The sequence below is a fragment of the Candidatus Kerfeldbacteria bacterium genome (assembly GCA_016214565.1).
Classification (GTDB): domain Bacteria; phylum Patescibacteriota; class Patescibacteriia; order UBA10025; family JAHIVO01; genus JAXDBW01.
Genome location: JACROE010000002.1, coordinates 315,180 through 341,777, shown reverse-complemented (window position 1 = coordinate 341,777; position 26,598 = coordinate 315,180). Strand labels below are relative to the sequence as shown.

General features: G+C 49.8%; 29 protein-coding genes and 4 tRNA genes. 13 read left to right on the top strand and 20 right to left on the bottom strand.

What is annotated here, in order from left to right; translation table 11 throughout:
- Positions 1 to 95: 95 nt before the first annotated feature.
- From rnc to rpmF, 3 genes are all read right to left on the bottom strand, one after another.
- Positions 96 to 785: a ribonuclease III gene (gene rnc / locus HZC01_01665; protein MBI5037400.1), complete on the bottom strand. Its 690-nt coding sequence runs from the start codon at positions 783 to 785 to the stop codon at positions 96 to 98.
- Positions 786 to 846: 61 nt separating this feature from the next.
- Complete coding sequence (gene nusB, locus HZC01_01660; GenBank protein ID MBI5037399.1) at positions 847 to 1,344, bottom strand: transcription antitermination factor NusB; 498 nt, start codon at positions 1,342 to 1,344, stop codon at positions 847 to 849.
- Positions 1,345 to 1,377: 33 nt separating this feature from the next.
- On the bottom strand, positions 1,378 to 1,611 hold the full coding sequence (gene rpmF / locus HZC01_01655) for a 50S ribosomal protein L32 (GenBank protein ID MBI5037398.1): 234 nt from the start codon (positions 1,609 to 1,611) through the stop codon (positions 1,378 to 1,380).
- Positions 1,612 to 1,760: 149 nt separating this feature from the next.
- Between rpmF and HZC01_01650 the strand changes: the two genes are divergently transcribed.
- Positions 1,761 to 2,135: a response regulator gene (locus tag HZC01_01650; protein ID MBI5037397.1), complete on the top strand. Its 375-nt coding sequence runs from the start codon at positions 1,761 to 1,763 to the stop codon at positions 2,133 to 2,135.
- A 134-nt stretch (positions 2,136 to 2,269) separates the two neighbouring features.
- Here HZC01_01650 and HZC01_01645 read toward each other — a convergent pair whose 3' ends face one another.
- From HZC01_01645 to HZC01_01625, 5 genes are all read right to left on the bottom strand, one after another.
- Entirely contained in the window at positions 2,270 to 2,584 is a 315-nt protein-coding gene (locus HZC01_01645; GenBank protein ID MBI5037396.1) for a GIY-YIG nuclease family protein, read from the bottom strand.
- A gap of 53 nt (positions 2,585 to 2,637) precedes the next feature.
- Positions 2,638 to 5,133, bottom strand: coding sequence for a DNA gyrase subunit A (gene gyrA / locus HZC01_01640; protein MBI5037395.1), 2,496 nt, complete (start codon positions 5,131 to 5,133; stop codon positions 2,638 to 2,640).
- 6 nt (positions 5,134 to 5,139) lie between these two features.
- A complete protein-coding gene (locus HZC01_01635; protein MBI5037394.1) occupies positions 5,140 to 5,595 on the bottom strand; it encodes a hypothetical protein in 456 nt (151 codons plus the stop codon).
- Between the two features lie 11 nt (positions 5,596 to 5,606).
- Positions 5,607 to 6,242, bottom strand: coding sequence for an MBL fold metallo-hydrolase (locus tag HZC01_01630; protein MBI5037393.1), 636 nt, complete (start codon positions 6,240 to 6,242; stop codon positions 5,607 to 5,609).
- 70 nt (positions 6,243 to 6,312) lie between these two features.
- Complete coding sequence (locus tag HZC01_01625) at positions 6,313 to 7,413, bottom strand: hypothetical protein (protein ID MBI5037392.1); 1,101 nt, start codon at positions 7,411 to 7,413, stop codon at positions 6,313 to 6,315.
- A 171-nt stretch (positions 7,414 to 7,584) separates the two neighbouring features.
- Here HZC01_01625 and HZC01_01620 point away from each other — a divergent pair, with 171 nt between their 5' ends.
- From HZC01_01620 to HZC01_01600, 5 genes are all read left to right on the top strand, one after another.
- Entirely contained in the window at positions 7,585 to 8,826 is a 1,242-nt protein-coding gene (locus tag HZC01_01620) for a S1 RNA-binding domain-containing protein (protein MBI5037391.1), read from the top strand.
- A 158-nt stretch (positions 8,827 to 8,984) separates the two neighbouring features.
- Positions 8,985 to 10,811 (top strand): ATP-dependent zinc metalloprotease FtsH, encoded by a 1,827-nt coding sequence (locus HZC01_01615; protein MBI5037390.1) that lies wholly within the window; start codon positions 8,985 to 8,987, stop codon positions 10,809 to 10,811.
- A gap of 37 nt (positions 10,812 to 10,848) precedes the next feature.
- Positions 10,849 to 11,859 (top strand): hypothetical protein, encoded by a 1,011-nt coding sequence (locus HZC01_01610; GenBank protein MBI5037389.1) that lies wholly within the window; start codon positions 10,849 to 10,851, stop codon positions 11,857 to 11,859.
- A gap of 430 nt (positions 11,860 to 12,289) precedes the next feature.
- Positions 12,290 to 12,365, top strand: a tRNA-Ile gene (locus HZC01_01605).
- Positions 12,366 to 12,598: 233 nt separating this feature from the next.
- On the top strand, positions 12,599 to 13,345 hold the full coding sequence (locus HZC01_01600; GenBank protein ID MBI5037388.1) for a protein serine/threonine phosphatase 2C family protein: 747 nt from the start codon (positions 12,599 to 12,601) through the stop codon (positions 13,343 to 13,345).
- 169 nt (positions 13,346 to 13,514) lie between these two features.
- On the opposite strand, the gene HZC01_01595 is transcribed toward HZC01_01600, so the two are convergent.
- The 11 genes from HZC01_01595 to HZC01_01545 form a co-directional block, all read right to left on the bottom strand.
- Entirely contained in the window at positions 13,515 to 13,841 is a 327-nt protein-coding gene (locus tag HZC01_01595) for a hypothetical protein (protein MBI5037387.1), read from the bottom strand.
- Positions 13,842 to 13,995: 154 nt separating this feature from the next.
- The gene (locus tag HZC01_01590) at positions 13,996 to 14,295 is read right to left on the bottom strand and encodes an HU family DNA-binding protein (GenBank protein MBI5037386.1); all 300 of its coding nucleotides are present in this window, start codon (positions 14,293 to 14,295) and stop codon (positions 13,996 to 13,998) included.
- A gap of 7 nt (positions 14,296 to 14,302) precedes the next feature.
- Positions 14,303 to 15,109 carry a TIGR00282 family metallophosphoesterase gene (locus HZC01_01585; GenBank protein ID MBI5037385.1) on the bottom strand — a complete coding sequence of 269 codons (807 nt, stop codon included), beginning with the start codon at positions 15,107 to 15,109 and terminating at the stop codon, positions 14,303 to 14,305.
- 202 nt (positions 15,110 to 15,311) lie between these two features.
- Entirely contained in the window at positions 15,312 to 16,844 is a 1,533-nt protein-coding gene (gene rny / locus HZC01_01580; protein MBI5037384.1) for a ribonuclease Y, read from the bottom strand.
- A gap of 110 nt (positions 16,845 to 16,954) precedes the next feature.
- On the bottom strand, positions 16,955 to 17,536 hold the full coding sequence (gene clpP, locus HZC01_01575) for an ATP-dependent Clp endopeptidase proteolytic subunit ClpP (GenBank protein ID MBI5037383.1): 582 nt from the start codon (positions 17,534 to 17,536) through the stop codon (positions 16,955 to 16,957).
- A 150-nt stretch (positions 17,537 to 17,686) separates the two neighbouring features.
- Positions 17,687 to 18,226, bottom strand: coding sequence for a hypothetical protein (locus HZC01_01570; protein MBI5037382.1), 540 nt, complete (start codon positions 18,224 to 18,226; stop codon positions 17,687 to 17,689).
- Between the two features lie 228 nt (positions 18,227 to 18,454).
- Positions 18,455 to 19,444, bottom strand: a complete 990-nt coding sequence (locus HZC01_01565) for a bifunctional oligoribonuclease/PAP phosphatase NrnA (GenBank protein ID MBI5037381.1) — start codon at positions 19,442 to 19,444, stop codon at positions 18,455 to 18,457.
- A gap of 17 nt (positions 19,445 to 19,461) precedes the next feature.
- Positions 19,462 to 19,806, bottom strand: a complete 345-nt coding sequence (gene rbfA, locus HZC01_01560; GenBank protein ID MBI5037380.1) for a 30S ribosome-binding factor RbfA — start codon at positions 19,804 to 19,806, stop codon at positions 19,462 to 19,464.
- A 6-nt stretch (positions 19,807 to 19,812) separates the two neighbouring features.
- Positions 19,813 to 21,795, bottom strand: a complete 1,983-nt coding sequence (locus HZC01_01555) for a translation initiation factor IF-2 (GenBank protein ID MBI5037379.1) — start codon at positions 21,793 to 21,795, stop codon at positions 19,813 to 19,815.
- Between the two features lie 127 nt (positions 21,796 to 21,922).
- Positions 21,923 to 22,672, bottom strand: a complete 750-nt coding sequence (locus HZC01_01550) for a hypothetical protein (protein ID MBI5037378.1) — start codon at positions 22,670 to 22,672, stop codon at positions 21,923 to 21,925.
- Positions 22,673 to 22,683: 11 nt separating this feature from the next.
- On the bottom strand, positions 22,684 to 23,109 hold the full coding sequence (locus tag HZC01_01545; protein ID MBI5037377.1) for a polymer-forming cytoskeletal protein: 426 nt from the start codon (positions 23,107 to 23,109) through the stop codon (positions 22,684 to 22,686).
- Positions 23,110 to 23,243: 134 nt separating this feature from the next.
- Between HZC01_01545 and HZC01_01540 the strand changes: the two genes are divergently transcribed.
- The 3 genes from HZC01_01540 to HZC01_01530 all read left to right on the top strand — a co-directional run bounded on the left by HZC01_01540 (position 23,244) and on the right by HZC01_01530 (position 23,824).
- Positions 23,244 to 23,507, top strand: coding sequence for a hypothetical protein (locus HZC01_01540; protein ID MBI5037376.1), 264 nt, complete (start codon positions 23,244 to 23,246; stop codon positions 23,505 to 23,507).
- 149 nt (positions 23,508 to 23,656) lie between these two features.
- Positions 23,657 to 23,731: transfer RNA gene (locus tag HZC01_01535), tRNA-Arg, on the top strand.
- 20 nt (positions 23,732 to 23,751) lie between these two features.
- A tRNA-Ala gene (locus tag HZC01_01530) sits at positions 23,752 to 23,824 on the top strand.
- Positions 23,825 to 24,033: 209 nt separating this feature from the next.
- On the opposite strand, the gene HZC01_01525 is transcribed toward HZC01_01530, so the two are convergent.
- Complete coding sequence (locus tag HZC01_01525; protein MBI5037375.1) at positions 24,034 to 24,537, bottom strand: hypothetical protein; 504 nt, start codon at positions 24,535 to 24,537, stop codon at positions 24,034 to 24,036.
- Between the two features lie 182 nt (positions 24,538 to 24,719).
- Between HZC01_01525 and HZC01_01520 the strand changes: the two genes are divergently transcribed.
- The 4 genes from HZC01_01520 to trxB all read left to right on the top strand — a co-directional run bounded on the left by HZC01_01520 (position 24,720) and on the right by trxB (position 26,566).
- Positions 24,720 to 24,795 (top strand) — tRNA-Ala (locus HZC01_01520).
- A gap of 231 nt (positions 24,796 to 25,026) precedes the next feature.
- The gene (locus tag HZC01_01515) at positions 25,027 to 25,281 is read left to right on the top strand and encodes a metal-sensitive transcriptional regulator (protein MBI5037374.1); all 255 of its coding nucleotides are present in this window, start codon (positions 25,027 to 25,029) and stop codon (positions 25,279 to 25,281) included.
- 22 nt (positions 25,282 to 25,303) lie between these two features.
- Positions 25,304 to 25,627, top strand: coding sequence for a thioredoxin (gene trxA / locus HZC01_01510; GenBank protein ID MBI5037373.1), 324 nt, complete (start codon positions 25,304 to 25,306; stop codon positions 25,625 to 25,627).
- 12 nt (positions 25,628 to 25,639) lie between these two features.
- Positions 25,640 to 26,566, top strand: a complete 927-nt coding sequence (gene trxB / locus HZC01_01505) for a thioredoxin-disulfide reductase (protein ID MBI5037372.1) — start codon at positions 25,640 to 25,642, stop codon at positions 26,564 to 26,566.
- Positions 26,567 to 26,598 lie beyond the last annotated feature (32 nt).

The following is a 26,598-nucleotide window of genomic DNA, read 5'->3' as shown; positions in this document are numbered from 1 at the left end:
GGTACATCCTCCTTGAACGTTGGGGTGAAGAAAGCAAAAAGATCGGTTTCGTCACTACCGTACTGCAAACTATTTAATTGGTCAAGCAATGGCAATTACCAACCTTTTGCCTGGAGGGCTTTTTCCGCAGCTGCAACCTGCGCTTCTTGCTTTGACGTTCCTTCACCCTGAGCCACGAGTTCAGTGCCGGTATAGACACCGACGATAAATTTCTTGGCATGGTCAGGGCCGGATTCCTCAATCACCCGGTATGACGGCGTCACGCCCAGGCGCTCTTGGCTGACTTCCTGGAAGCGGCTCTTCGGGTCAATGTGGAGTTTATTATCCAGTATTGCGGTGAGCCGCGATAGCACATGATCAGTGATGAATTTCTTGGCCGCATCCCAGCCCTGGTCTAGGTAGATGGCACCGATGATTGCTTCAAAGGCATTCGCCAGGATATAGCCGCGTGCTTTGCCATTTGAATCTTTAGCTTCGCCGCGGGAGAGATAGAGGTGTTCGTAGATACTGAATGTCTCGGCAATGTCAGACAGCATTTTGGCGTTGACCAAGGCCGCGCGCCAGTTCGTCAGCTCGCCTTCGGGATTGGGGTAATTGAGATAGAGAAATTCGGTCACGACTAATTCCAGCACGGCGTCACCCAGGAATTCGAGGCGTTCATTATTTCCCAGGCTGAAATTGCGATTTTCATTCAAATACGAACGGTGCACCAGCGCTTGCTGGAGTAGATTGGGGTCACGGAAGGTGACGCCGAGTCGTGATGCTAATGCTGATTGATCGTTCATACACAATTACGTATGTCGATCATCCCAAACCATCGGGTGCGCGTCGTAGGCGCCCGCTCGTCTAGGATGATGGGGTGGCGGCTGGCGGTGTTGCTTCGTGGGGTTTGGCTGGTGTTTCCTCGCCAATGGCGACTTCACCACGCTCAACCATGTCTTTGAATATACTCCCGAGGACGCCATTCACAAACTTGCCGGATGATTCGCCACCAAAGGTTTTAGCTAGCTCTATGGCTTCGTTGATCGCCACCTTCGGCGGAATTTCGCCTTTTGAAAATTTTAATTCGTAAATGCCGATGCGTAATACGTTGCGATCCACGACGGTGATTTGCTCGAGCGGCCATTCCGGCGCGTACGTGGTAATGAGATTATTGATGTCAGTTAAGTAATTAACCACGCCCTTAATAATATGTTTGGCAAAGCCATTGTCATTGAAATCAGGCGCAAACGCCTTCATATTGGTGTCTGCCAGGTGCGGCAATTCAGCTGCATTGAGTTTATTAAAATCCCACTCATACAGAGACTGCATGGCGATCGTACGAGACAAATGGCGATTGGACATAGGCTTCGTGCGTACGGGGGTTACCCGGACTCTTTATTTATTTTTTGCCCGGTCTTCTTTTTTCTTGGCGCGTTTTTCTTTGCGTGAGGCCTTCGCGTCAAGCTGGAGCACGTCCCGGCCACGGTAAAATCCATCAAACGGATTGACGTGGTGGGGCAGATGCGGTTTACCACTCTTGGTGCTGTGAGAAAGCGTTTGCACTTTCATGGCATGATGGGAGCGGCGTTCTCGTTTTTGCTGTTTGGTGCGTCGTTTTGCTTGAACCATATGTGTATTCAATAATTAGTATACTGTTTTTTTCGTGTCTTGACAAGGGGGCAGGCTGAGCCTATACTCGCTTATCGTATTGCTCGTTGTCAGTTTTCTTCCTTATTTCCTGTAGTGCAACACTCGAATCTCCAGAAAGGAGTATTTGTATGCAGTCACCGCGAAAAGCGCTGGTGGTTGATGATGAGGAGATTCTTCGTGACTTGGTCACGGAGATCGCGGAACTGGAAGGGTTTCAGGTTACGACATGCGTGAATGGCCGTCAAGCGCTGGAATTGGTCCAGCAGTCTCCCGACGACATATCACTCGTGATCACCGACCTGGAAATGCCCTCCATGACGGGGCCGGAGCTCATTCACGCATTGCGTGAACAGGGCTCGCAGGTGCCGATCATCCTGATGTCTGGGAACCCCCAGAAGCTCGGCCAAGCCACGGTCGAACTAAGCGGATGTACAATCCGTACCATCGGGAAACCGTTCCAGCTCGCGGAATTCCGCGAACTCATTATTGCCACGACCGCATAGGAAGCGAGTCATAGACTGCACATAGGAATCGTGCACAAGGGAAAGTAGCCGCTCAGTATCACTAAGAATTGAGCGGCTTTTATTATTGGTTTGAGATGCCGAAACAAGTTCGGCATGAGGGATTATTTTTGTCCTCATCCTGAACTTGTTTCAGGATCTCTCTCATACCACTCAGCTGCCAGGTCAACCATTTTCGGGTTACACTTCCGGATTAAGTTAAACTTCCAGCCGCGATGCCAGTTCTTGAGCTGTTTTTCTCTTTGTATCGCATCCATCAGCATTGCAAATTCTTCATAATATACTAGATTGGTAACGTTGTATCGGCTGGTAAATCCAGGTTTGGCTTTATTCTTATGTTCCCACACTCGGTATTCTAAATTTCGAGTGACGCCAATATATAGAATATGGTTTCTCTTATTTGTCATGATATAAACGTAATAGGTATACATAAAAACCTTCCTTTAGAGGGAAGGTCTTTAGATTTTAAAAAGTTGTAGGTGATTTACACAAACGTCACGGTGGCGACGCCGTCTTTGTCGTCAGACAGGCGCATCAAGCGGACACCCTGGGTGGCGCGGCCGAGGACGGACACGGTTTTCAAGGGCATGCGGATGACTTGGCCTTTGTCAGAAATGATGATCAGATCTTCTTGCTCAAGTTTCGCATTGACGATGAAGGCGGACACAATCTTGCCGGTCTTCGGCGTGATCTTGGCAGTTTTGATGCCCGAACCGCCACGACCCTGGACGCGATAGTTGGAGAGGTTGGTGCGTTTGCCGTATCCCTTTTCCATGACGACCAAGAGTTGTTCATTTTGCATGGCTTTGCCGTCAGTAATCATGTCCATGCCGGCGATATGGTCAGTTCCTTTCAGTTTGACGGCACGTACGCCCGCGGCATTGCGACCCATGGCACGCAGTTGTTTCTCGCGGAAGCGGATTGATTGACCCTGTTCAGTAACGATGAGAATATCATCGCCACCCGTGGATGGTTTGACCCATTCGAGCGTGTCGTTTGATTTCAGTTTCACGGCGATCAAGCCTGAGCGGCGGACGACTTTGAAATCTTCCATGTCTACTTTCTTGATGACGCCATTGCGGGTCACCATCACCAGGAATTTGAAATCACCCAAGTCAGCTAATGACAGCGTTGCGGTAACTTTTTCTTCTTGCCCGAGCTGGAGGAAATTAACGATGGCCTGACCTTTTGACGTACGGGAAGCAGGCGGGACATCGTAGCCTTTGAGCTGGAAGACCCGGCCTTTGGTGGTGAAGAAAAGCAGGTCGGCATGCGTGGTGGTTGTTATCAGTTGTTCGACGGAGTCTTGTTCTTTGGTGGTCAATCCAATCACGCCCCGGCCGCCGCGTTTCTGCACGCGGAATGTTTCTGGCGGTACGCGTTTGAGATAGCCATCGCGGGTCACCATGATGACCGTTGATTCATTCGGGATCAGGTCTTCCTGAGTGAATTCATTGATGGCGCCGGCATTGATATGCGTTTTGCGCTCGTCGCCAAATTTGTCCTTAATTTCTTTGAGTTCGGTGGTGATAATGCCGAGGATGCGCTTGCGTGAGGCAAGAATCAGTTCCAATTCTTTGATCAAAGCGCGTTTTTCTTTGAGTTCGCCTTGGATATTGAGCCGTTCCAGATTAGCCAGCTGGGAGAGCTTCATTTCCAGGATGGCGATGGCTTGCGCTTCGGTAAATTTAAATTTCTGCATCAAGTTTGTCCGGGCTTGGTCTTTGTCCTTCGATGCTTTAATAACTTTAATCACCGCATCAATCTTATCCACGGCTTTGACCAACCCCTCGAGGATATGGGCGCGGGCTTTGGCTTTATCTAAATCGTATTGAGTGCGGCGTTTGATGACGATTTCGCGGTGCTTGATGTATTCTTCGAGCACCATTTTCAGATTCAGCACGCGTGGCTGGATGCCGTCCACCAAGGCCAACATGTTCACGTGGAACGAGGTCTGTAAATTGGTCAGATTGAATAAGCGATTGAGGACTTTTTTCGGATAGGCGTCTTTTTTTAGTTCAATCACAATGCGTACGCCATCTTTGTCAGATTCATCGCGCAGGTCTTTGATACCATCTAGTTTTTTATCGGTGACCAGCTGAGCAATATGCTCGATCAAGGTGGATTTATTCACCTGGTAGGGTATCTCAGTCACGATAATACGGAATTGGCCATTCGCCTCTTCCACAATATCGGTTTTGGCGCGCATGACGATTGAGCCTTTACCGGTGCCATAGGCATGCGCGATATCTCGTTTGTTGAAAATAATACCGCCGGTGGGGAAGTCCGGGCCTTTGATGAATTCCATCAGATCTTCAATTGACGCGTCGGGGTGCTCAATCAGGTGGATGGTGCCATCAATAATTTCCGTTAGGTTGTGCGGTGGGATGGAGGTGGCCATACCCACGGCAATGCCCACGGTGCCATTGAGTAGAAGGTTGGGCAGCTTGGCCGGGAGCACTTGTGGCTCTTGCTGTGAACCGTCGTAGTTTGGAATAAAATTGACCGTCTCTTTTTCAATATCAAAAAGGAGTTCTTCGGAAATGCGAGAGAGTTTTGCTTCGGTGTAGCGCATGGCTGCGGCGCCGTCGCCGTCCATGGAGCCGAAGTTGCCTTGGCCATTGACCAGCGTATAGCGCATAGCAAACCACTGTGCCATACGAACCATCGAGTCGTAGACGGCGGAGTCGCCATGAGGATGGTATTTACCGAGCACCTCACCAACCACGGTAGCGGATTTGCGGAATTTAGCACCAGCCCGGAGGCCGATGGTCCACATAGCATAGAGGATACGGCGGTGGACGGGCTTCATCCCATCGCGGACGTCTGGCAAGGCACGCGAAACAATCACCGACATGGCATAGTCGATGTAGGACGATTGCATCTCGGTAACGATGGGTTGCTTTTGTACCTGCGCCAGCTGTCGCGCGGGCTCAACAATCGGCTTTTCTGCTTTAGGATTTTTTTTCAGTTTGGCCATAGGGAATTATTGTTTGGTAGGATCGGTGAATTGAGGAAAGACTTGCTCTTCGAGTTGTTTAATGCGCTCCTCATCTACGGTGGTGGCGTTCGTATTTGTCGTATTGAGGTCGCTTTTGAGATGGAACCAATCAGTCTGGACTGTTTCGATGAAGCTCCCGAGCCGATTACTGATGCGCGACCAGAAGGACGAATCGGTGTCGGCGCTCTTGAGGCTACCACCGCTGAACAGGATGACCCAGCTGATGAAGATGACTGCGGTGATGCCGATGGCAATTGCCCAAACCAGCCGTTCGCGCCCTCCCCCGGCGGTATGGGGCTCAGGAATGGGCAGGGCGGTTGCTTGGGGTTGAGTGGGCGCGCTTGGTACGGGCGCTGGCGTCGTTTTTCGGGTTGCCCGAGGGGTTCGCGCAGTAGGCGCGCGTTTGCGGCGAGGGGCTTGGATTCCATCGACAGGCGTCATGCGAATATTGATTACGCTTTGAGAATAACTACTTGGGAATCATCAGTCGGCAGCTCTTTTTTCACCACGCGCAGTTTTTCTTCAGCACCATTGGGCTTCACTCCCATTTCTTTGCAGAATGGTTCGACACCGGCAAGACTGACTTTCAGTCCTGGCAATTTATAGTGCATCGGGATGATAATGCGCGGTTCAATATCATTAACCACTTTGGCCGCTCCAGCCGCATCGAGGGTATAGGTGCCACCGACCGGCACCATCAGTACGTCAATGTTATCGAGCTGCTCGACCTGAACTTCCGATAATTGGGTTCCTAAATCACCCACATGGGCAATCTTTATATCTTCTGCCTCGATGATATAGATGGTATTTGCTCCTCGTTCAGCGCCTTCGCTCGTATCGTGCCATGAGGGAATGCCGCGGATGCTGATGCCTTTGACTTCGTATTCTCCCGGATTAGAAATAATGAACGGTTCGCCGCCGATACCTTCTGCATTATTATGGTCGTAGTGGTCGTGGCTAATCGTGACGATATCTGCTTGCAACCGGGGTAATTTTAACCCAAGCTTCTGGTCATAGGGATCCATGATCAGGGTGGCATTTTTTGTTTGAATTTTGAAACACGATTGGCCGAGCCAGGTAATATACATAACCAAATAGAGTCCGTTAGTGACCTAGAGCGTACCACAAAAAGTCGTTCCGGTAAAGACCATTTATTGCCTAAATGGGCAGTTCAATCGCGGGTGTACTCGATGGCGTGGTGGTGTCCTGGTCGCGGTGGTTGGCCAATGCGGCGTCGATTTGCCAAGCGATTTTCCGCTGGAATTCGAATCGGTCTGCCATGGGTTCGGTCAGATGTGCCAGGGTCACTTCTGTCGCATTGGTTATTGATCGCAACGTCAGTCTCAATTCAGTTTTTTGACCGAATTGTCGTATTGCGCCGTCGATATATACCGTCGCACCAGCCCCATGGGCCAACGCGCGACGGGCGTCGGTCTCAACCACCGATGGTATGGTATCGAGCGAGCGAGAGCCGAGGAGATTCCATAATTTTTCATCACTGATGATACGGAAGAGCCGCGTGGTGGTGAGATGTTGCTTGATAAAGGTGTTGAATTTACTGACGGTCAGCTCAAATCCGGGGACATTGGGCGTTTGGTTTTCCAGCGGATATACGAGGCAGGGAAGCCGCGGGTCGGTTGTCGAAGCACTATCTTCATCAAGTGTCGGCGCGGTGCTGGATGCGGCATCATGCGGCGGCGCACCGACTGACCCAATGCCGCTGACACGAGGCGGGGCAGCATTACTCGATTTGCTTGATTGGGGATTTTGCTTTTCCTTGGCGGCATCGGCCGCTGCTTGTTCGCGCTGGTTTTCGTACGCCCGGTCTTGTTTATGGAGGGTCTTTAGCATTTTTTCACGGCGGTGAGCTTTCGCTTGCTCTGCGGGCGTCGGGCCGGTTTGATGTGGCGTGGCATCGTATTCAGTTTGGCTGGCGTGCTGGTAAATTTTATTCAGCTGGATATTGGTTGTGCGCGGGGCGTTGGGCTTGATGCCCATCTTTTGCGCTAGGCGGCTGACTTTAAATGAGCCGCTGGTTTTGGCGGTATCCACCACTTTATTAAAAAATTTGCTTGCCTGAAATTTGGACAAGGTGCCCCGGTCGTTTTTGTACACATAGCGCTGGAGATCTTTGTCTGTCTTCAGGAATTGCTTCAGCTTGGTGTCGCTCACTGCGTGACCGTATTTATCGGAAATCAAATTTTTCGCCACATTTCGTGCGGTGCCGATTTGGATTTTGGGGAGATTTTGCTTGGGCATAGATATAGTATACCCCCCACAACCCCCCCTTGCCAAAAAATAGGCTTTGGTGTACGGTATCCGGTACACATTACTAATCTAATTATTAACTCCCTTTGAGGAGCGCTGGATAGGCATCTATCTCAGTTTATTCTGCCATCTCCGGTTTGCCCCTCAAACATACATCATATTATGACAACCGATACGACAGTTGTGCGCTCAGCCATGCAGGATTTACTTGATAGCGGCGACCAGCCGAAATTACCTGCGGTTGGCGACGTGGTTACTGCTACCGTGATTAATGCCTCAAGCAATGAGGTTAATTTGGATATTGACGGTATCACGACCGGCGTGGTGCGCGGCAAAGAAATGATTGATGAATCCGGCACCTACAGCAATCTGAAAGTCGGCGATGCCGTCGAGGCGACCGTTTTGGATTTAGAAAATGAACGCGGTGAAATGGAATTATCGTTCCGCCAAGCCGGCCATCAGAAGGCCTGGACCGAATTGGAACGGCTGCAGAAAGAAGGCACCGTCATTGACGCGCCGATTACCGAAGCGAATAAAGGCGGATTGATGGTGAAGATCGGCAACATCGATGGGTTCTTACCTGTTTCTCAGCTGACCGTCGAGCACTATCCCCGCGTGGAAGGTGGAGATAAAAATAAGATTCTTGAACTTTTATCAGCCTTCATCGGCACGGCACTGAAAGTAAAAGTATTAGACGTGAATGAAGTGGAAAACAAGCTGATTGTTTCAGAAAAAGCCGCCTGGGAAGAAAAACAGCAGAAGATTATCTCTGCCTATCATGTCGGCGACGTCATTGAAGGGCGCGTGACGGGTGTGGTTGATTTCGGCGCATTCATTGAGTTCGGCGAAAATTTGGAAGGTTTGGTACATATTTCCGAATTAGCCTGGCAACGCATCGACAATCCGAAAGATTATATCAAAGTCGGTGACAACGTGCAGGCGAAAATAATTAGCCTCGACAAATCTCGCATTTCATTGTCGATCAAAGCATTGCATGATGATCCCTGGAAGAATGTCGTGGAGAAATATAAAGTTGGTCAAGTTGTTTCGGGCATTGTCCTCAAAACGAATCCATTTGGCGCCTTTGTTGAATTAGATAAAGACATTCATGGCCTAGCCCATATCTCCGAGCTCTCGGACAAACGGATCAGCGATCCCGCCGAAGTGATTGCCGTTGGGCAAACGTATGATTTTAAGATTCTCTCCATTGAACCCCGCGACCATCGCTTAGGCCTATCCCTGAAGGCGGCTCATGAGAAAAAGGAGTCTGCCGAGAAACCTGAGGCAGCGGCAACCGCTGAAACGTCAGCAGCTGCACCAGTGACTGCGGAAACTCCAGTGGCAGCACCCGAAGCAACCGCAGAGCCAGCCGCGCCGTCATCGACTGAAGCACCGGCTGAGTAGGATTGACTTCACTTCAATTCATTTAAACGCACGTTTTTGATTCTCCGCTTGCGGAGGATTGCAGAACGTGCGTTTTTTGGTTATACTGTACTCCGACGCATTCGTCGTTTTCGCATTTAATTATTGGCTTGGAAACACTTCCCATGGGCAGAAATCTAATGAAAAATGTACTGATCTTTATCACCGTATTTATCGGCGTGATGCTGGTATTTAGCATTTTTAATAACCAGTCAAACAAGCCCGAACCGCTGGCCTTCAGTGGTGTAGTGCAGAAAGTCCGAGAGGGTACCATCGAAACGATCACGGTCGATGCGAACACCTTGACGATTAAAACGCGCGACGGCCAAACCTTTGAGTCAACCAAGGAATCCGATAGCGTACCCGCCTTATTGGCTGATTACGGTGTGCTCCCGGAGCAAATCCAGGCGGTGAATATTGAAGTAAAGAGTGAAGCGGGCTTCGGCTTTTGGATCGGGGCGATTCTGCCATTTGCCTTTCCCTTTTTGCTGATTATCCTTTTCTTCTGGATCATGATGCGTCAGGTGCAAGGAGCGAATTCCCGCGCCATGTCATTTGGTCAGAGCACGGCTCGGGATTCAAAAGATCAAGCGCCGAAGAAGAAAGTATTATTTAAAGACGTGGCCGGCGTCAAAGAAGCCAAAGAAGAGCTGAAAGAGGTGATTGACTTCCTGAAGAACCCGGCGAAATTCCTCGCTTTGGGCGCCACGATTCCTAAGGGCGTCCTGCTGATTGGTTCTCCCGGTACCGGTAAGACGTTATTGGCCAAAGCAGTGGCTGGTGAAGCTAATGTGCCGTTCTTCCATATGTCTGGCTCGGAATTCGTAGAAATGTTCGTGGGTGTGGGCGCCTCCCGCGTGCGCGACCTCTTCAAACGCGCCAAGCGCGCCGCGCCCTGCATTGTCTTCGTGGATGAAATTGATGCGGTCGGCCGCCAGCGCGGCACGGGTATGGGCGGTTCGCATGATGAGCGGGAGCAAACCCTGAATCAGATTTTGGTGGAGATGGACGGATTTGATACCGATACCAATGTCATTGTGATGGCCGCCACCAATCGTCCCGATGTGCTTGATCCAGCGTTATTGCGCCCGGGCCGGTTTGATCGCCGCGTGGTATTAGACGATCCGGATATTAATGACCGAGAAGACATTCTCAAGGTACACGCCCGCAAAAAACCGCTTGACCAAACCGTCAGACTGCGGGAAGTGGCGGAACGGACCCCCGGTTTCTCCGGTGCTGATTTAGCCAATGTGTTAAATGAAGCGGCATTATTGGCCGCCCGCCGAGAGAAAAAACAGATCAGCCAGACGGAGTGCCTGGAGAGCATTGAAAAAGTTATGCTCGGGCCGGAACGCAAGAGCCGCGTCATTACTCCCGAGGAAAAGAAAATCATTGCTTATCATGAGGCTGGCCATGCCTTGGTCGCTCATGTTTTACCCCATGCTGATCCCGTACATAAGGTTTCTATCATCTCGCGCGGCAAAGCTGGCGGCTACACCCTGAAAGTCCCCTCCCAGGATAAACGGCTGCACTCACGTTCTGAATTCGTTGATGAATTGGCGGTGATGCTCGGCGGTCGCGTTTCCGAAGCCGAGGTGTTTGGCGAGATTACCACCGGCGCCAGCAATGATTTGCAGAATGTCACCCTGCTGGCGAACCAAATCGTGACGCGCTACGGCATGAGCAAGAAATTAGGCGCCCGCACTTACGGAGAACGCGAAGAAATGGTATTCTTAGGGCGTGAGATCCACGAGCGCCGCGATTACAGCGAAAAAACCGCTCAGCTCATTGACCAAGAAGTCCTGACCCTGGTCCAAGACGCCTATGCCACGGCCGAGCGCCTGATCAAGAAATACCGCGTGTATTTGAATCGGATCGCTGAAACATTGCTGAAACAGGAGACGCTGGAGCGTCAGGAATTCGAAAAGCTTATGACTGACCTTAAGCCAATTCGGGTCTCAGCCTGAGCTGGCCTGTGCTAACAAACATTAGGAGGAAAAAAGTATGAGCCCATTGCGCAATTCGTTTTCCTACCGCGCTATTCTCAAGCGCGCGTATGAACTGACTAAGAAGAATAAGATTCTGTGGTTTTTTGGCTTCTTTGCCGCCTTCCTCGGCGTGGGTGGAGAGCTGGAATCATTGTTCCAGAATTACTCCAGTGTCACGGGCACCTCGAAGACGATCTTGAGCATCCAGACATTCTATCAGGATGGAATTTTTGGTACCATTTTTGGAAACATTCGCGAATTCTTCGGCGCTTATCCCGCGCAGGGGTTTCTTTTCCTTCTGCTGCTCTTCGTGGTGACGATTTTGATCCTCTGGCTATCAATTGTTTCGCAAATCGCCCTCTTCGATAGTGCCAAAAAATTAAACGCGAATAAAAAGGTGGTTTACCAAGAGGCCTATCAAGTTGGTAATCGCCATTTCGGTTCAGTACTGGGGGTGACACTGCTTCTCCGCGGGCTCTGGTATGCCCTGCTGGCGGTTTTGGGCAGCGTCTTGGTTTCCTGGTTCCTCGAGCGGGAGAGTTTGGCCGGCGGGATTGCATTTATATTCTTTATCTTCCTGATCCTGATTCCGATTTCGGTGATTGTGTCCTTCATGCTGCGGTACGCGGTTGCCTATATCGTGCTGAAGGAGAAATCAGCCATAGAGGCGGTCCGTCTCGGCTGGCAATTATTCAAAGCTAATTGGATTATTAGTGTGGAGATGGCCTTACTGATTGTGGTCCTCGGCTTGGTGGCAGGATTAGTGATCGCCATTGGTATCGGGCTTGCCTCGGTGCCGTTTATCTTGATCGGCATCGCCGCTACCTTCTTCGGCTCTGCTTCAGGCTTCGCCGTTGCGGTGGTGGCCATGACGATTGTTTGGTTCCTCGTGGCCGCTCTGGTTGGTTCAATGTATGTGGCCTTCCAGTATTCTGCCTGGACACTCCTCTTCACTGAATTAGATAAATCCCGCGCCGAGAGCAAAGTCGTCCGGCTATTGAATCGATTAGGCATACGCACGGCCTAGGCTCATCGCTTGCCGTTTCACCACAATAGGTGTATACCGGTAAGGCGGTTTTTTGCGTTATTTTGATATAGTGAAGTTCATAATTACGGGCGCGTAGTCCCGATCCGGCAAAGCCGGATCGAGGATCCACGTCCACGACGCTACTGCGTCGGGACGGGACTCAGCTCCGACGCAAGGTCGGAGCCCCGACTTCCCGAGCTGCAGGAACGTCGGGGTTGGTAGCAAGTAGTATAATGTAATAATTACGGGCGCGTAGCTCAGTCCCGACGCGAAGCGGTCGGGATTCCGACTGAAACGTCGGAATTGGTAAGCCCGTTAAATGTCCCTGCAAGCATTAAGGGCGCGTAGCTCAGTCCCGACGCGAAGCGGTCGGGATTCCGACTGAAACGTCGGAATTGGTAAGCCCGTTAAATGTCCCTGCAAGCATTAAGGGCGCGTAGCTCAGTTGGTAGAGCGGGTGTCTTATACACACCATGTCCTAGGTTCGAGTCCTAGCGCGCCCACCACGGGTCATCACGAGGTTCGGATTACGTGTGGAGACTTTGCGTCTCCCCACTCCACCCTCAGCTCGTGTGCCCCTTTCCCCATCGAGCCGAGCTCGATGGGGTACCCCATTTTATGAAAACTGAATGAAACCTACCTTAAGTCTATGAGGGTTGACTTCTGGTATGCAGATATGGTAGGTTAGCACATTAATTGCACATTAACTGTTTTTAATATATTTCCGGAGGAGGAAATAATGAGTATCCAAAAAAAGCTGTGGGGCGTTGCTTCACAGAAAGGTCCGCGTCCGACTATGGAGGACGCTTATTTCTTTTTCGAAACACCACAGGGGTGGATCGCTGGGCTTTTCGATGGGCACGTCGGCGGTGAGGGATCGGCTGAGGCAGCGCGCCTTTTTGCTCTCAAACTGTCTTCCGGACAGCAGCATCCACCGACTAGGGAGTATTTGACGGATTTGTTTCGTCAGGTCAATCAGGAGCTGGCCGGCAAAATCGGTGGCACAACCGCACTCGTGGTTATTCGTCACCATGACCAGCTTACCTGCGCTGTGGCGGGTGATAGCCAGTGCGTCATGCTTGCGCTCGGTGGTGAGCTCGTCATAAATGAGCCGCATCGACTTACTCACGAAATTGAGCGTGATCGGGTGGCGCAGGCGGGCGGTACCATTGTTCTACTCAGTGGTACGTATCGCGTTCTCAGGAATGACGGCACACGCGGCCTCATGGTGACCCGCGCCCTGAACAATCCTCAGTATGCTCCCGGCGTTATTCCGGATCCGGAGGTAATCCATTTCACCAATGAGCTCTCAGCTCGTTTCATCTGCCTCGTCTGTGATGGCGTCTGGGAATTCGTCTCACCGGAAAAGATGAATACCTTGGCTAAGCGCAAGCGTTCGCCGCGGGTGTTGGCCGAATGGTTAGTCAGTGTCGCCCTGACTCAGGGCAGTATGGATAATTGCACCGCGTTGGTGGTTCGACTCTAATCCAGTCGATTCATCACAAATCAAAAGCCTGTCGGTAGTTTCTATCGGCGGGCTTTTTTAATTTCTTTAGTAAAATAAAACCGTCAGCAAGGTGCCGACGGTTTACCGAGGTATTCGGTTGTTACTTTTTCAATTTTTTCCTGACGAGATGTTCGAGTGCCTCCGGCGTTCAGAGCTCCATCGAATAATCTTTCTTGATTGTTACGGTCATAGGAATGCCGTTTGTATTTTGCCCGAGAATGAGGAGATCGCACTCATCGAACCCCGCGAACCATACTGATTTCATGGCGAGGTGCGCAATACGAGCATGCCCTTTCCCACTGCCTACGTAGTAATCCGCTTCAATTCCTAAGTGATTTAGGAATCTGAAATCAAGTATCGCATCCGAGTTTCTAATCGGCTGACGAATTGTGAAAATCGTTTCTTCGGCTGGTTTTGTTTTACCGAAGAACTCACAGAGCACGCTACAGATTTCGGCATGTGTTTGAATGTTCATTATTCCCTCCGAAGCAAATGGTTTTGGTTTCACCTGACCTTAGTACATATAAACAACATTGTCAATATACCGTGTGAAAACGATCTACGGGCGTTTTTGCAAAACCAAAAACCCCGCTCTGATGAACGGGGCTTGGGGAATGCATGGAAATGTATTACTGCTGTGGCGCGTCGGGTTTTTTCTTCAGGGCGTCCTTGAGGGTCTTACCAGCGCGGAATTTCGGGATGGTTACCTGCGGGATCTGGATGCGCTCGGATGGCTTCTGCGGATTGACGCCGCCGCGGGCAGTGCGAAGCTTGGCGATGAAGGTGCCAAACCCGGTCAGGGTCACCTCTTCACCGTGCTGGAGTGATTCAATCGTAATATGCTCGAACGCGTCAAGCATATCTTCTGCTTGTTTTTTTGAGACACCCACTTTTTGGGCTATGCGATTGATGAGTTCTGCTTTATTCATACGAGCATTATACAGTTAGAAATTGTTGAATGCGATCAATAGTTATTGTGTGGCCGGTGGTGGGGTCGATGGTCAGGATAACAGCGTTTACGACCGCCTCACCATGGTCAGTGATCTCGTGCGCCCGTGAGTCCACCCCGCGGAATTTATCCAGAATCACGTCGGTGTCGATGCCGATGACAGAATTGCGCAATCCACACATGCCGACGTCGGAGAGATAGGCTGTCCCCTGGGGCAGGATGCGCTCATCAGCCGTGGGCACATGGGTATGCGTGCCGAGCACCGCGCTCACCCGGCCATCGGAGTGCCAGCCAAAGGCGACTTTCTCCGAGGTGGCCTCGGCGTGGAAATCCACGATGATACCAGCGTAGGGGCCGCGATGGTCAGTCAGGATATGGTCGAGGGCAGTGAATGGATTTTCAAGTTCTTCGGGAATAAATACCTGTCCATGTAAGTTTATCACAAGCAGGGTATGCTCGCCAACGCGCACCTCCCGGGCACCAGTGCCGGGCACGGAAGTGCCGTAGTTATCGGGCCGGATCAAGGGGTAGTCAGCGTCTTTGAAGATGTCATAGACCTCAGGTTTGCCCCAGATATGATTGCCCGAGGTGAAGAATTCCACGCCAGCTGACTTGATTTCATCCAGCGTTTTCTTGGTCACGCCGATGCCATGGGCCAGATTCTCGACATTGGCGATGACGAGATCTGGCTGGTATTTTTTCTTCAATTCGGGGAGCGCCGCAATGACCGCCTTACGGCCTGGTTTGCCGACGATATCGCCGAAGAAGAGGATTGATAGGGCTTGAGAGGGCATAAAGGTTTATAAGGGAATAGGGCTTTAGGGAATGAGAAGGAGTGTTGAGTAAAGGTGGTTTGTCATCCTGACCCTGAGCGAACGAGTGAGTCGAAGGGGAAGGATATATTCTTCACTTCGTTCAGAATGACAATTGTTAGGAGCACTTAAGCTCGTTTTGCCGTATTGTCTTCTGAATCCCGTTACTGCCTTCTGTCCCTTTTTATCTGGCGTACTCGATAATGCGTTTCTCGCGGATCAGCGTGACTTTGATTTCACCCGGATACTTCAATTCATCTTCGATCTTCTTGGCAATGGCGCGAGCTAATTCTACTGCGGCGAAGTCATCGATTTTGTCCGGTACCACGAAGACACGTACTTCACGGCCAGCTTGGATGGCGTAGGTTTTCTCCACACCTTCGAAGCTCTTGGCAATGCCCTCGAGTTCATCAAGCCGTTTGATGTATTGCTCGTAGGTGTCTTTGCGCGCGCCCGGCCGTGCACCAGAGATGGCGTCAGCCACTTGGACGATAATTGCTTCCAGTGATTTCGGAGTATCTTCATGGTGCCCTTCGATACAATCGATAATTTCTTGTGACAGTCCGAATTTGCGACCGATGTCTCCGCCGATACCCATGTGGGTACCCTGGACGTCGTGATCGACTGCTTTACCGATGTCGTGGAGGAAAGCGCCTTTCTTGGCGATGGCCACATTGGCACCGAGTTCCTCAGCCAGCAAGGTGGCGAGATTGGAAACCTCGATAGAGTGGCGCAAGATATTTTGGCCGTAGCTGGTGCGGTATTTGAGGCGGCCAATGATTTGAATGAGTTTGGGCGGGAGGCCAGCAATGCCGACTTCGTAGGCGGCTTCTTCGCCGGCTTTCTTGATGTCGAGCGACAGGTCTTTGCGCGCTTTATCAATTGCTTCTTCGATGCGTCCTGGGTGGATCCGACCGTCCTGGATCAGGATTTCCAGGGCGCGTTTGGCCAGGTGGCGGCGGATCGGCGAGAAGCCGGAAATGATAATTGATTCAGGCGTTTCATCCACGATGATTTCCACGCCGGTTTGCTGCTCGAGCGCTTTGATATTACGACCTTCTTTACCGATGATGCGTCCTTTCATTTCGTCATTGGGCAAATGCACCACGGTGGTGGTGGTTTCTGCCGCGTGCGAGCTGGCGGTGCGCTGGATGACGCTGCTCAAGAGATTCTTAGCTTCCCGCTCAAGGTTTTCCTGGGATTCTTGCTGGAGTTTGATAATGCGGCGAGCCAGTTCATCCTTGATTTCGTTTTGGGTGTTTTCCATGAGGACGCGTTTGGCATCTTCTTTGGTCAATTCGGCAATGCGCTCCAATTTGGCGATTTGCTCTTCGCGGATTTTACCGATTTCCACTTTGGCGTGTTCCAGCTGTTCATTTTTTTCCTGGATTTTGGTCTGGCGATCTTCGAGTTCGATCAATTTCTTGTCGAAGAGGGTTTCTCGATTTTCCAAGCGTTCCTGCAGGTGGCGCAGCTCTTTCTTCGAGCGTTCCGCCTCTTTCGATGCTTCCTCAGTGATCTCCAGCGCCTTGTCTTTGGCTTGGATGAGGAGCTCGCGCTGTTTATTTTTAGTGTCAATGATTTGCTGATTGAGTCGCGCCTCGGCAGTGTTGATTTGTTTCACTGCCCAGACTTTGCGACCCCACCAGCCGACGATCATGCCGCCGGGGATGCTTACTGCGGTGAGGATGATCCAGATGAGTAGTCCGTCTGCCATAGGGGTAGTAAGTAGTATTTAGTAAGTTAGTAAGTAGTAGATTGTTAATGCAAATCAGGGTGACACTGGTATTGTGTTACCCTCGAGCTCATGTCTGATTGCTGCCGCGACTATTTATTCTGGATTATCTTGTCGATAATTCCGTATTTTTTCGCTTGGTCAGCACTCATGAAGAAATCACGGTCAGTATCTTTCTGGATCGCGGTAACCGGCTTGCCCGTATGCTGGGCGAGGATGTGGTCGAGGCGATCGCGGATGCGGAGGATGTGTTCAGCGCGGATTTTGACATCCGAGGCTTGACCTTCGGCGCCGCCCATTACTTGATGGAGCATGATTTCCGCATTCGGGAGCGCGCACCGTTTGCCGGCTGCACCTGCAGCCAGCAAGACGGCGCCCATCGAGGCGGCCATGCCGACACAAATAGTGGCGACGTCAGGTTTGACATACTGCATGGTATCGTAGATAGCCATGCCCGCAGTCACTGAACCACCCGGGGTGTTGATGTAGAGCTTGATGTCCTTCGTCTTGTCTTCGGATTCCAAAAACAAGAGTTGGGCAATCACGGTGTTTGCCACTACATCACTCACCGGGTTACCGAGAAAGATAATCCGTTCTTTCAGGAGCCGAGAGTAAATGTCATACGCTCGTTCACCGAACGATGACTTTTCAATAACAGTGGGAATGAGTTGCATTGAGGTCGTTATTTATTAAAAGGTAGTCTCTAGTATAGTGATGTCCACCCCCTTTTGTCAATCCTCAGCCAAAAACGGGCTTTTTTAAAAGAATAAGAAAACCGCCGTCTGGGTGGTATGACGGCGGTGGTGTGTAGGGATAAGAGTGGGTTATTCTGTTTGTGGTTTAACTCCCAAGTAATATGAGTTCAGGTCGAGCGGGTCAGGCTCTTCAGAATAGACATTTGGGTCGTGCCAAATTTTCTTTGGTGGCACCATAGTCCAGATTCTCCGATCCTCATAGCCGATCATAGGGTATTTACCCTCCCCATGATTCCATTCACGCAGCGCGACAATGCGTTTGTGTTCACATGCGCTCGGGTGCTGGGTAACGAACGCAACAAGTTCGATGACAGTTGCTGGCTGGTAACCGGCATCGTGAATCGCCCAGCGAGCATCGCTCACTGTGATTGAGTCATCGAAATGGAATAAGCGCATATCAAATGTGTCGCGTAAGCCCCACAAAATACTATTGGTGCTCGTGTCTGTCGTATAGACGTCGATCTTTGTGAAATGCGCCGCGAGAATGTGCTGGCTGGGGGTTCTGGAATGGTCCACGAAGGTCGGAAAAACCTGTGGGCCAAAATTTGTACTGAACAGCACGAGCAGTGCCACCGTAATGACAGAGAGTCCAATGCGAGTCCTGGACATGACATCCTCCTGGTATGAACGTTGTGTATCTTTTGTTTTTTTGTTCCAATATCTTTGGTCAGTGTGACAAAAAAATGCGTCTCTGTCTACTATTTTAAAATTCAAATAAATAAAGCTTTGGTTCCACCCATGCCGCCACTTACGGGGTTAATCCTCAGCCAAAAACGGGCTTTTCTCGCCCGTCAAACGTGGAGGTCATTATTTGGGTGCCAGATCCTTCGCTGCCACTCAGGATGGTTGCTCCTTTGTCGCAACCACTTCCCACCCGTTTTCAGTTTCCTTGAGCGTGCCCTTAATCGTGAAGCCAGCGGCTTTCGGATGTCCGCCGCCACCAAAATATTTGGCGATTTTGGAAACGTCCACACCATCCTGGGTGGTACGCAGGCTCCCCTTCACCAGTCCATCACCTTTTTCGTAGAGCACCATGATGGCTTTGGCCTTTTCCACACTGTTCAGGAAATTGGCAATGCCTTCGGAGCTTTCTTCGACCCCGAGTTCTTCAAAATCTTTTTTAGTGAGAATAGTGGTGACAATACCTGTGGCTTCATTTTTCTTCAATCGAGACAGGGCGCGGCCCCAGAGCTGTAATTGTTCCAGCGATTTAGTTTGAAAAGTATGTCGGATGATGTCTTTGACGCGAGCGCCGGCGGCTAAGAGTTTGGACGATACGTCCATGGACGATGGCGTGGTGCCGAGATTTGAGAAACTGCCGGTGTCAGTCAGGATGCCGGTCAAGAGCGCGGTGGCCGTCTCTTTGGATAAGGGTAGTCGGAAGTAATCGAGAAAATGGAAAATGATTTCCGCGGTAGATGATGCTTGCGGGTTCACCACATTGATATGCCCGAAATTCGTGTTGGTGTGGTGGTGGTCGATATTAATGACCACGGGCGTACCGGTCATGCGCGGAATGTGTTCGTGGACACCGGCGTACCTGAGATCGCCCGAATCAAGCACGATCACCACATCGTGGGTTGATTCGAGCAGTTCACGTTCATCGAAGACCATCCGTTCTGTTTCCGGGAGGAACGTCAGATACGCGGGAACCGGCGTCATGCAGAACAGCCGATGGTTAATGCCGGCGTGGGTCAGGTAGTGCCCCATGCCAATCATTGAGCCGATGGCGTCGCCATCGGGATTTTGGTGCCCAATCACAATAACCGAAGCGGCTCCATCGAGCGCTTCTTTGATCTTATTAAATTGGGGGTGTAATTGGGTCATATGGTTGACCGCTCACCCTACCCCTCTTCGTGTATTTTGTCAATAAGTGCGTCTATCTGGTCGACGTGCGAAGCTGTGGTATCGAGCGTAAATCGGAGTGAGGGCATTTTCCAAAATCGTAGTTTTTTTGCTAATTCTTTGCGCAGCAGCTTATGGGCACGGGTCATCAGCAGCAGCGCGTCTTCGCCGCGGTCGATAGGCAGGGCGCTGATGGAAATGTCCGCGTAGCTCAAATCAGCACTGGTGTTGACACCGGTGATAGTAATCATGAGGTTCGGCGGGAGTTCGAGCTCGCGTATGATTAATGCGCCGAGTTCTTCTCGGATGAGTGCATTAATCCGCTGGACTCGTTCGAATGACACGGTTAGTTACGATTTTAATTCAATCGAATATATCTCCAGAATGTCGTTGGGCTTGAGGTCGCCCGTGCCTTTCAGTGCGATGCCGCATTCGGTGCCGGAGGGCATTTCTTTGACTGGTTCTTTGCCTTTTTGCAGTCCGGTGATGGTGACATCCGCGATCAGGGCATCGTCGCGGAATATTTGAGCCCGTGCTTCTACTACTGCTTTGCCTTTGGTAATTTGTGCGCCGACAATCATCTGTTTGCGGTCGGTGCGGAAGATGGCGAGCACTTTGGCACGGCCGAGTTCGACGCGCACTTTTTCAATAGTCACCAGCGAGTCGACATAGTTTTGTACGTCATCAATCAGATTGTAGATGATAGAATCAGTCCGCGTGTATACATTATTTTCTTGAGCCATGGTTTGCGCATGCGGACTCATCTTGACGTTAAAACCATAAATGCGCGCGCCAGTGCTGGCCGCCTCCAGGATATCGTTGTCAGAAATATTACCCAACCCCTTTTTTACAATTTCTACGTTCACGTCTCGTGCAACAACTTTTTCTAAGGATTGCGTAATTGCTTCTTGGGAGCCGAGGGTATCAGTTTTGAGAATGATATGGACGGTGGCGCTGGTATCTAATTCGTCAGTCGGGGTCGTCGGTTGTACCTGTTTCCAGGTTTGTTGGTCGTGGTAGCGTCGCGCCTGATGGTGCAGTTGTTTTTCGATTTTGCGCAGCGAACGAGTGTCAGTTGTCACCTGGAGAATATCCCCTACTTCGGGCGATTGTTTAAGTCCAAGCAGTTTGACCGGCGTGGCGGGTGGGGCTTCAGTAATATCTACGCCACGGTGGTTTTTCATGGCGCGGATTTTTCCTACGACATTGCCGACTTGGATCGGATCGCCGCGTCGCAGCGTGCCGGTTTGGATGATGACGGTTGCTACCGGTCCTTCGCCTTTATCGACGTGCGCTTCGATGACGGTGCCAGCGGCGGCACGATTTGGATTTGCCACAATTGTTTCCTTCTCCATTTCTGCGACCAAGAGCACGCTCTCAAGCAGCTGGTCAATTCCCGCGCCGGTTTTGGCGGATACGGGCACGACAATGGTTTTGCCGCCCCATTCTTCGGGGAGTAGATTTTTTTGAGCGAGCTGTTGCTGGACTTTTTGCACGTCTGCGTCGGGCTTGTCTACTTTATTCAGCGCCACGACAAAAGGCAATTTAGCGCTTTGGATAATACTGAGCGCTTCTTCGGTTTGCGGCTTGATGCCATCATCTGCGGCCACCACCAGTATTGCTATATCGGCTACGCGTGCGCCCCGTGAACGCATGGTGGTAAAAGCTTCGTGGCCAGGCGTATCAATGAAAGTAATTGATTTGCCATTGCGGATTGTTTGATAGGCGCCGATGTGCTGGGTGATGCCACCTGACTCCCCTCCCACCACATTGGTTTTTCGGATAGTGTCGAGGAGCATGGTTTTGCCGTGATCGACATGGCCCATCACCACCACGATCGGCGGACGAGTCTGGGTATCAGTGCTGTCTTTGAGAATTGCTTCACGCTGGTCATCGGTATGGGCTTCGGCTTGTTCTGCCGTTGCCTGCGCCGTGGTGTATCCGAAATCTTGAGCAATAATGCTTGCAGTATCAAAATCTATGCGCTCATTCAAATTTGCCAGGATGCCGTTTTTCATCAGTTCTTGAATTACCGCGGCAACTGGTTTATTGATCAGCCCGGCAAAATCCCTGACAGTAATGATCGGCGGGATGGTGATGTGGATTGGCGCGGCGGTGGATGTTTCAACGGGCGTTTCGACGACACCAAGTTTTTCTTTTCGATACTTAGTGATCAGAGAAGCGTCCATCTCAATCATATTTATGATTTTGCGTGCAGAAACATCGTCTACTTTGATTGCTTTTCTGCCAATATCAAAACCGAGGCGGGGCAGGAGATCCCGCATCTCATTTGGTGATACTTTGATTCGGCGAGCAAGTTCGGTAACATTCATAGAATTACGTGTAGGGTAGCGTTATTAGGCGGTTTTGTCCAGTCGGAGCCTTTGCTGAAAAACAAAACGAGGGTGCTCAGGGCGCATCTCGTCTGCAAAGTGTATCCGGTGCTGTAGGTATTTAGGATTAAAACATACGTTGTTTGCCGACGATGACTTTGAGAGATTGAGGGACGACTTCGACGGTCACAGGAGTTTTTACCAAGAGCTGTCCATCCGCCATCACGGGCACGCTGGCCGTTTCGGCAGTAATGGTGAGTTTGGTGATGGGAAACACGCTGGCGCGCGTGTACGTTTTGCGCATGCCGAATAATCCAGAGCGCGTGGGAATATCATGAATGACTGCTTCTAATTTTCCATCAGTTGGATTCGAATGGGCGACCGCACCGTCGATATTATATATTTGTATGGTACTGGTCGTGGTGGTAGGGCTGATCGTGTAGCTGCCCACTTTCATTGAAACGCTGGTGTGATCAGGAATGTGTAGCGAGCCAATAAAATAGGTATTATTTGCCTTGCCTAAATCAATCTTGGTAGTGATGCGAGCAGAAATTGTGTCGCAGGCAGCTACGCCCATCGGGATGCCGAGATGGCGGGCAATTGATTGTGGTTCCCCGACGGGAATAATGCCAAACGTCAGTTTGTGGCGCGGTAATACGCTAATAATTTTACTAACGGTGTCATCGTTGCCAATCGCGACAATGGTTTTGGCACCGCGTTTTACTGCAGCCGCAACCATATCAGGAATACTTTTCAGCATCGTAACCCGTTCAAGATATCCGTTAATACCAAGCTGCATGATGCGATTTTCAATCTGATGCATCACGCTGATATTCTTTTTTTCCGTCAAGAAACTGTCGACAATGTAGCAGTACATGGAACCGTAAACTATTTGCCGTGATTAATTTTTTTATCCATTCGTTCTGGCCGCTGCTCAGACGTTTCTCGTTCGGTATCAACACCCATCATTATTTTTCCCTGAATGATAGCACCTTCTTCGACCGCGAGCCGAGTAGTCTGAAGATTGCCGTATACTTTCGCTGTGCTGGAGAGTCGGGTGTGTTCACTGATGGTGACATTCCCGCGAATTTCCCCGGAGAGAATTAAATTTTTTGCCGATACTTCAGCTTTGACTTTTGCTGATTGGCCAATGGTTAAATCATGGTTTGTCTTGAGGGTACCCTGTACGATTCCTTCGACCGTGACGTTGCCCTCACCATGAAAAATACCTTCTACTTTGACGGATGGGCCGATAATTGTTTCTGCCTGTCCGGGGTGTGAGGCGTTGCTTTGAGAGTTGGGGAATAAGGCCATACTCGTTAAAACGTTAAATATTAGATTGCGTCCCTTCATTCTAGTATCAGTAATGCAGTACCGTCAATGAACAATTGAATAATTAGAAGTGATAGTATACACTCAATACTACTTAAAAAGACATCATAGCCACTATGAGCAAAGAAAAAAAGCGATATTTTCAGGGAATGGAGCATTTACAGCCCGCCACTACGACTGATGGAACTGCGACGCACGTTCCCACGTCTGATGAGGTTTCAGACAAGCTAATGCGAAAACAGATCAGACATGATCTTATTTGGGTCATTGGCATACTCCTTGTCCTTTTTATTGGTCTGGCAGTAATTATGGAAATTGACCGGAATTCAAACCTGGTAAATAATTGGGCACACACAATTACCGAGCTATTTGTTAACTAGTCTTTTACGACTCAATTTTTTAAATAAAGTTGGCCAAATAACTATTTTAAACTCATTTTTTTGGCTAATTTAAGAGAAAAAATACATAACACAAAAATATACACTGCATATGTTCCATGTGGAACATATTAAAAGCATTTTAAATTTTTGCCCCCATAGTTCAATGGATAGAACAATCCCGTCCTAAGGGATGGATCTAGGTTCGATTCCTGGTGGGGGTACCACGATATTTATTTAGAACTGTGGGCCAATAGCTCAGTTGGTAGAGCGCTGCATTCGCATTGCAGAGGTCAGGGGTTCGACTCCCCTTTGGTCCAATTACGCATACATGTTCTGAAATATATAGTAGCAGAAAGCATTGGGGCTATGTGTTATTATGTTTTTATGATTTTTTGGAAAAACAACGGCAGTGGTTATTTTAGCTTATAAATTGTTCCACGTGGAACAATTTGAAAACCATTTATTTAGATAATAGAAAAAGACTCCTGAAATCAGGAGTCTTTTGAGTTTAGAAAAAATTGCTATTTTAAGCACTAACTTTTTCAACTTCCTCGAGCCAGTCGTAGAATTCGGTACTGAGGTTGACGATGCTAATCATGATCCATTTCGACACCTTGGCCTCGGTGGGAGGTTTCAAAGTGTCACTTTGGTGAATAAAAGCATGTCTGCTTTCCCAATGTAATGATCCGTAGCGGTAGATCCACCTTGTACCTCTTTTGGTTAAGCCCCGCTGATATCGGTTCATTGCAATGCGTGCAAAGATTCCACCGGGGTTTTCAGAGGATTCATCACTTGCAACAAAGGAAAAGTGGCATTTTGACCTTTTCAAATTTAAGACAGTCGGCCATTCCGACCGTTGATGGCAGAAAGTGACTACCTCTAAGGTTAGGCGAAAGTGCTCTTTACCTTTTCCTCGTCTTTTCGGCAAGGTAACCTTAAGTACCGTTGGGACAGATGGATGGAAAATTTCCGCTGGAAGGTACTGTTTCGAACGAGGCGTAACACCAATTCTGATGGTTAACGCTTTCATGGTTTAAACCTTTCATTTGAGAGTTTGTTCTATTTGGTTTCTTTGTTTCTTTAAATAAATTTATGAACTTTCTCATTAGTTGCAAAGTTTAACATAAATCTTTTTAATGTTCCACGTGGAACATTTTATTAAAAGATTGCCAAGAATTATAATTATGATAATCTACTAGTTACATTCACCTTGGGCCTCTAGCTCATCTGGTAGAGCGCTTCCATGGCATGGAAGAGGTGAGGGGTTCGACTCCCCTGAGGTCCACCACGCGTTCACAATTACTTCGTCCTTCGTGTGACGAATCAAGTTCGTCCCACTCCGCACGTCAGCAATGTGCCCGCTTTTCCCCATCCGGCAGGGCCGGACGGGGTGCCCCGAAGAAAAAAGTCTGACATATATTAGTAAGAAGTAAAACGTTTCTTTTTGTATTGTTGCCAGGATATGGCGGGTGTTGACAAATTGAAGAGACGTGGTAATATACCCCCAGGGGGTATATCTATGAAGAAAGACGATCAACAGTTTATTAATCATATTCACCGTATCAAAGGCCAGCTCGATGGCGTCGAGCGGATGGTTCAGGATTGCCGCAATTGCGACGAAGTGATTATCCAGCTGATGGCCGCACGTTCCTCGATTGAACAAGCCACTTTGAAATTGTTACAACAAGAGACGGACAGCTGCTTGCGTTCCAGTTCAAAGAAAGACATGCAGCGCCTGAATAAAGTGGCGTCGACCTTATTAAAATTTAGTTAATAATTTATTATTTCATTATTCTATGTCAGCAGTACATGTGACCGATGAAACCTTTGATCAAGAAGTCCTCAAATCTGACAAACCAGTTTTGGTTGATTTTTGGGCAGAGTGGTGCGGACCGTGTCAGGTACAGGCACCGATTATTGAGCAGGTTGCTGGAGAATTTGAAGGCAAAGCAAAAGTTGCAAAACTCGAAGTAGACGAGAGCCCGGTCAAGGCGCAGGAATACGGCATCATGAGTATTCCTACCCTGGCCGTATTTAAGGGCGGTAAAATAGTTTGGCAAGCCTCAGGCATTCAGACTAAAGAAACCATGGCTAGCCAGCTGAATGCGGCGCTGGCGTAACTTTATATCTGTATGCATCATCAAGTTATTATCATTGGTTCAGGACCAGCGGGGTTAACCGCCGGTATTTATTTAGGTCGGGCCTCTCTTAAACCATTATTAATTGCCGGGGAACAGCCTGGCGGCCAGTTAACCACGACTTCTGACGTTGGGAATTATCCAGGCTTTACCGAAGACATTGCCGGTCCGGTCCTGATGGATCGGATGATGCAGCAGGCCAAACGGTTTGGCACGGAGATCGTGATGGACAATGTCACCAGCGTTGATTTCACCAAAAAACCCTTTACGATTAATACAGCGAATACATCATATACCGCTGATACGGTTATCGTTGCCACCGGCGCCAGTGCCAAGTGGATTGGTTTAGAGAGTGAACAGCGGTTGCGGGGCAAAGGAGTCTCCGCCTGTGCTACCTGTGATGCTTTTTTCTTCAAAAATAAGGATGTGGCTATCGTCGGCGGCGGTGATACGGCGATGGAGGAGGCCACCTTTTTGACTAAATTTGCGAAATCAGTCACCGTCATTGTCCGAGGGCCGAAGGAAAAGATGGCAGCGAGCCGCATTATGATTGAGCGAGCTCAATCAAACCCAAAGATTACCATGCGGTTCTCTACCGTCGTGGAGGAAGTATTGGGCGACACGGTTGTGACGGGGGTTCGCGTTAAGAACATTGAGTCAGGCGATGTCGAAACAGTGCCCGTACAGGGGTTGTTTGTGGCGATTGGGCATAAACCAAATACTGAATTTTTAGGCGGAGCGCTTGAATTAACTAAGGGGTATATCAAGGTGACCGATAATACCAAAACGTCGGTTGAGGGTGTATTTGCTGGAGGGGATGCTCAAGATTGGAAATACCGGCAGGCAGTGACCGCGGCAGGTTTGGGCTGTATGGCGGCGCTCGATGCAGAAAAATACTTAGCCGCTCTCCACGCTTCATAATTTTATTCATCCATCGGGGCATAGCTACACTA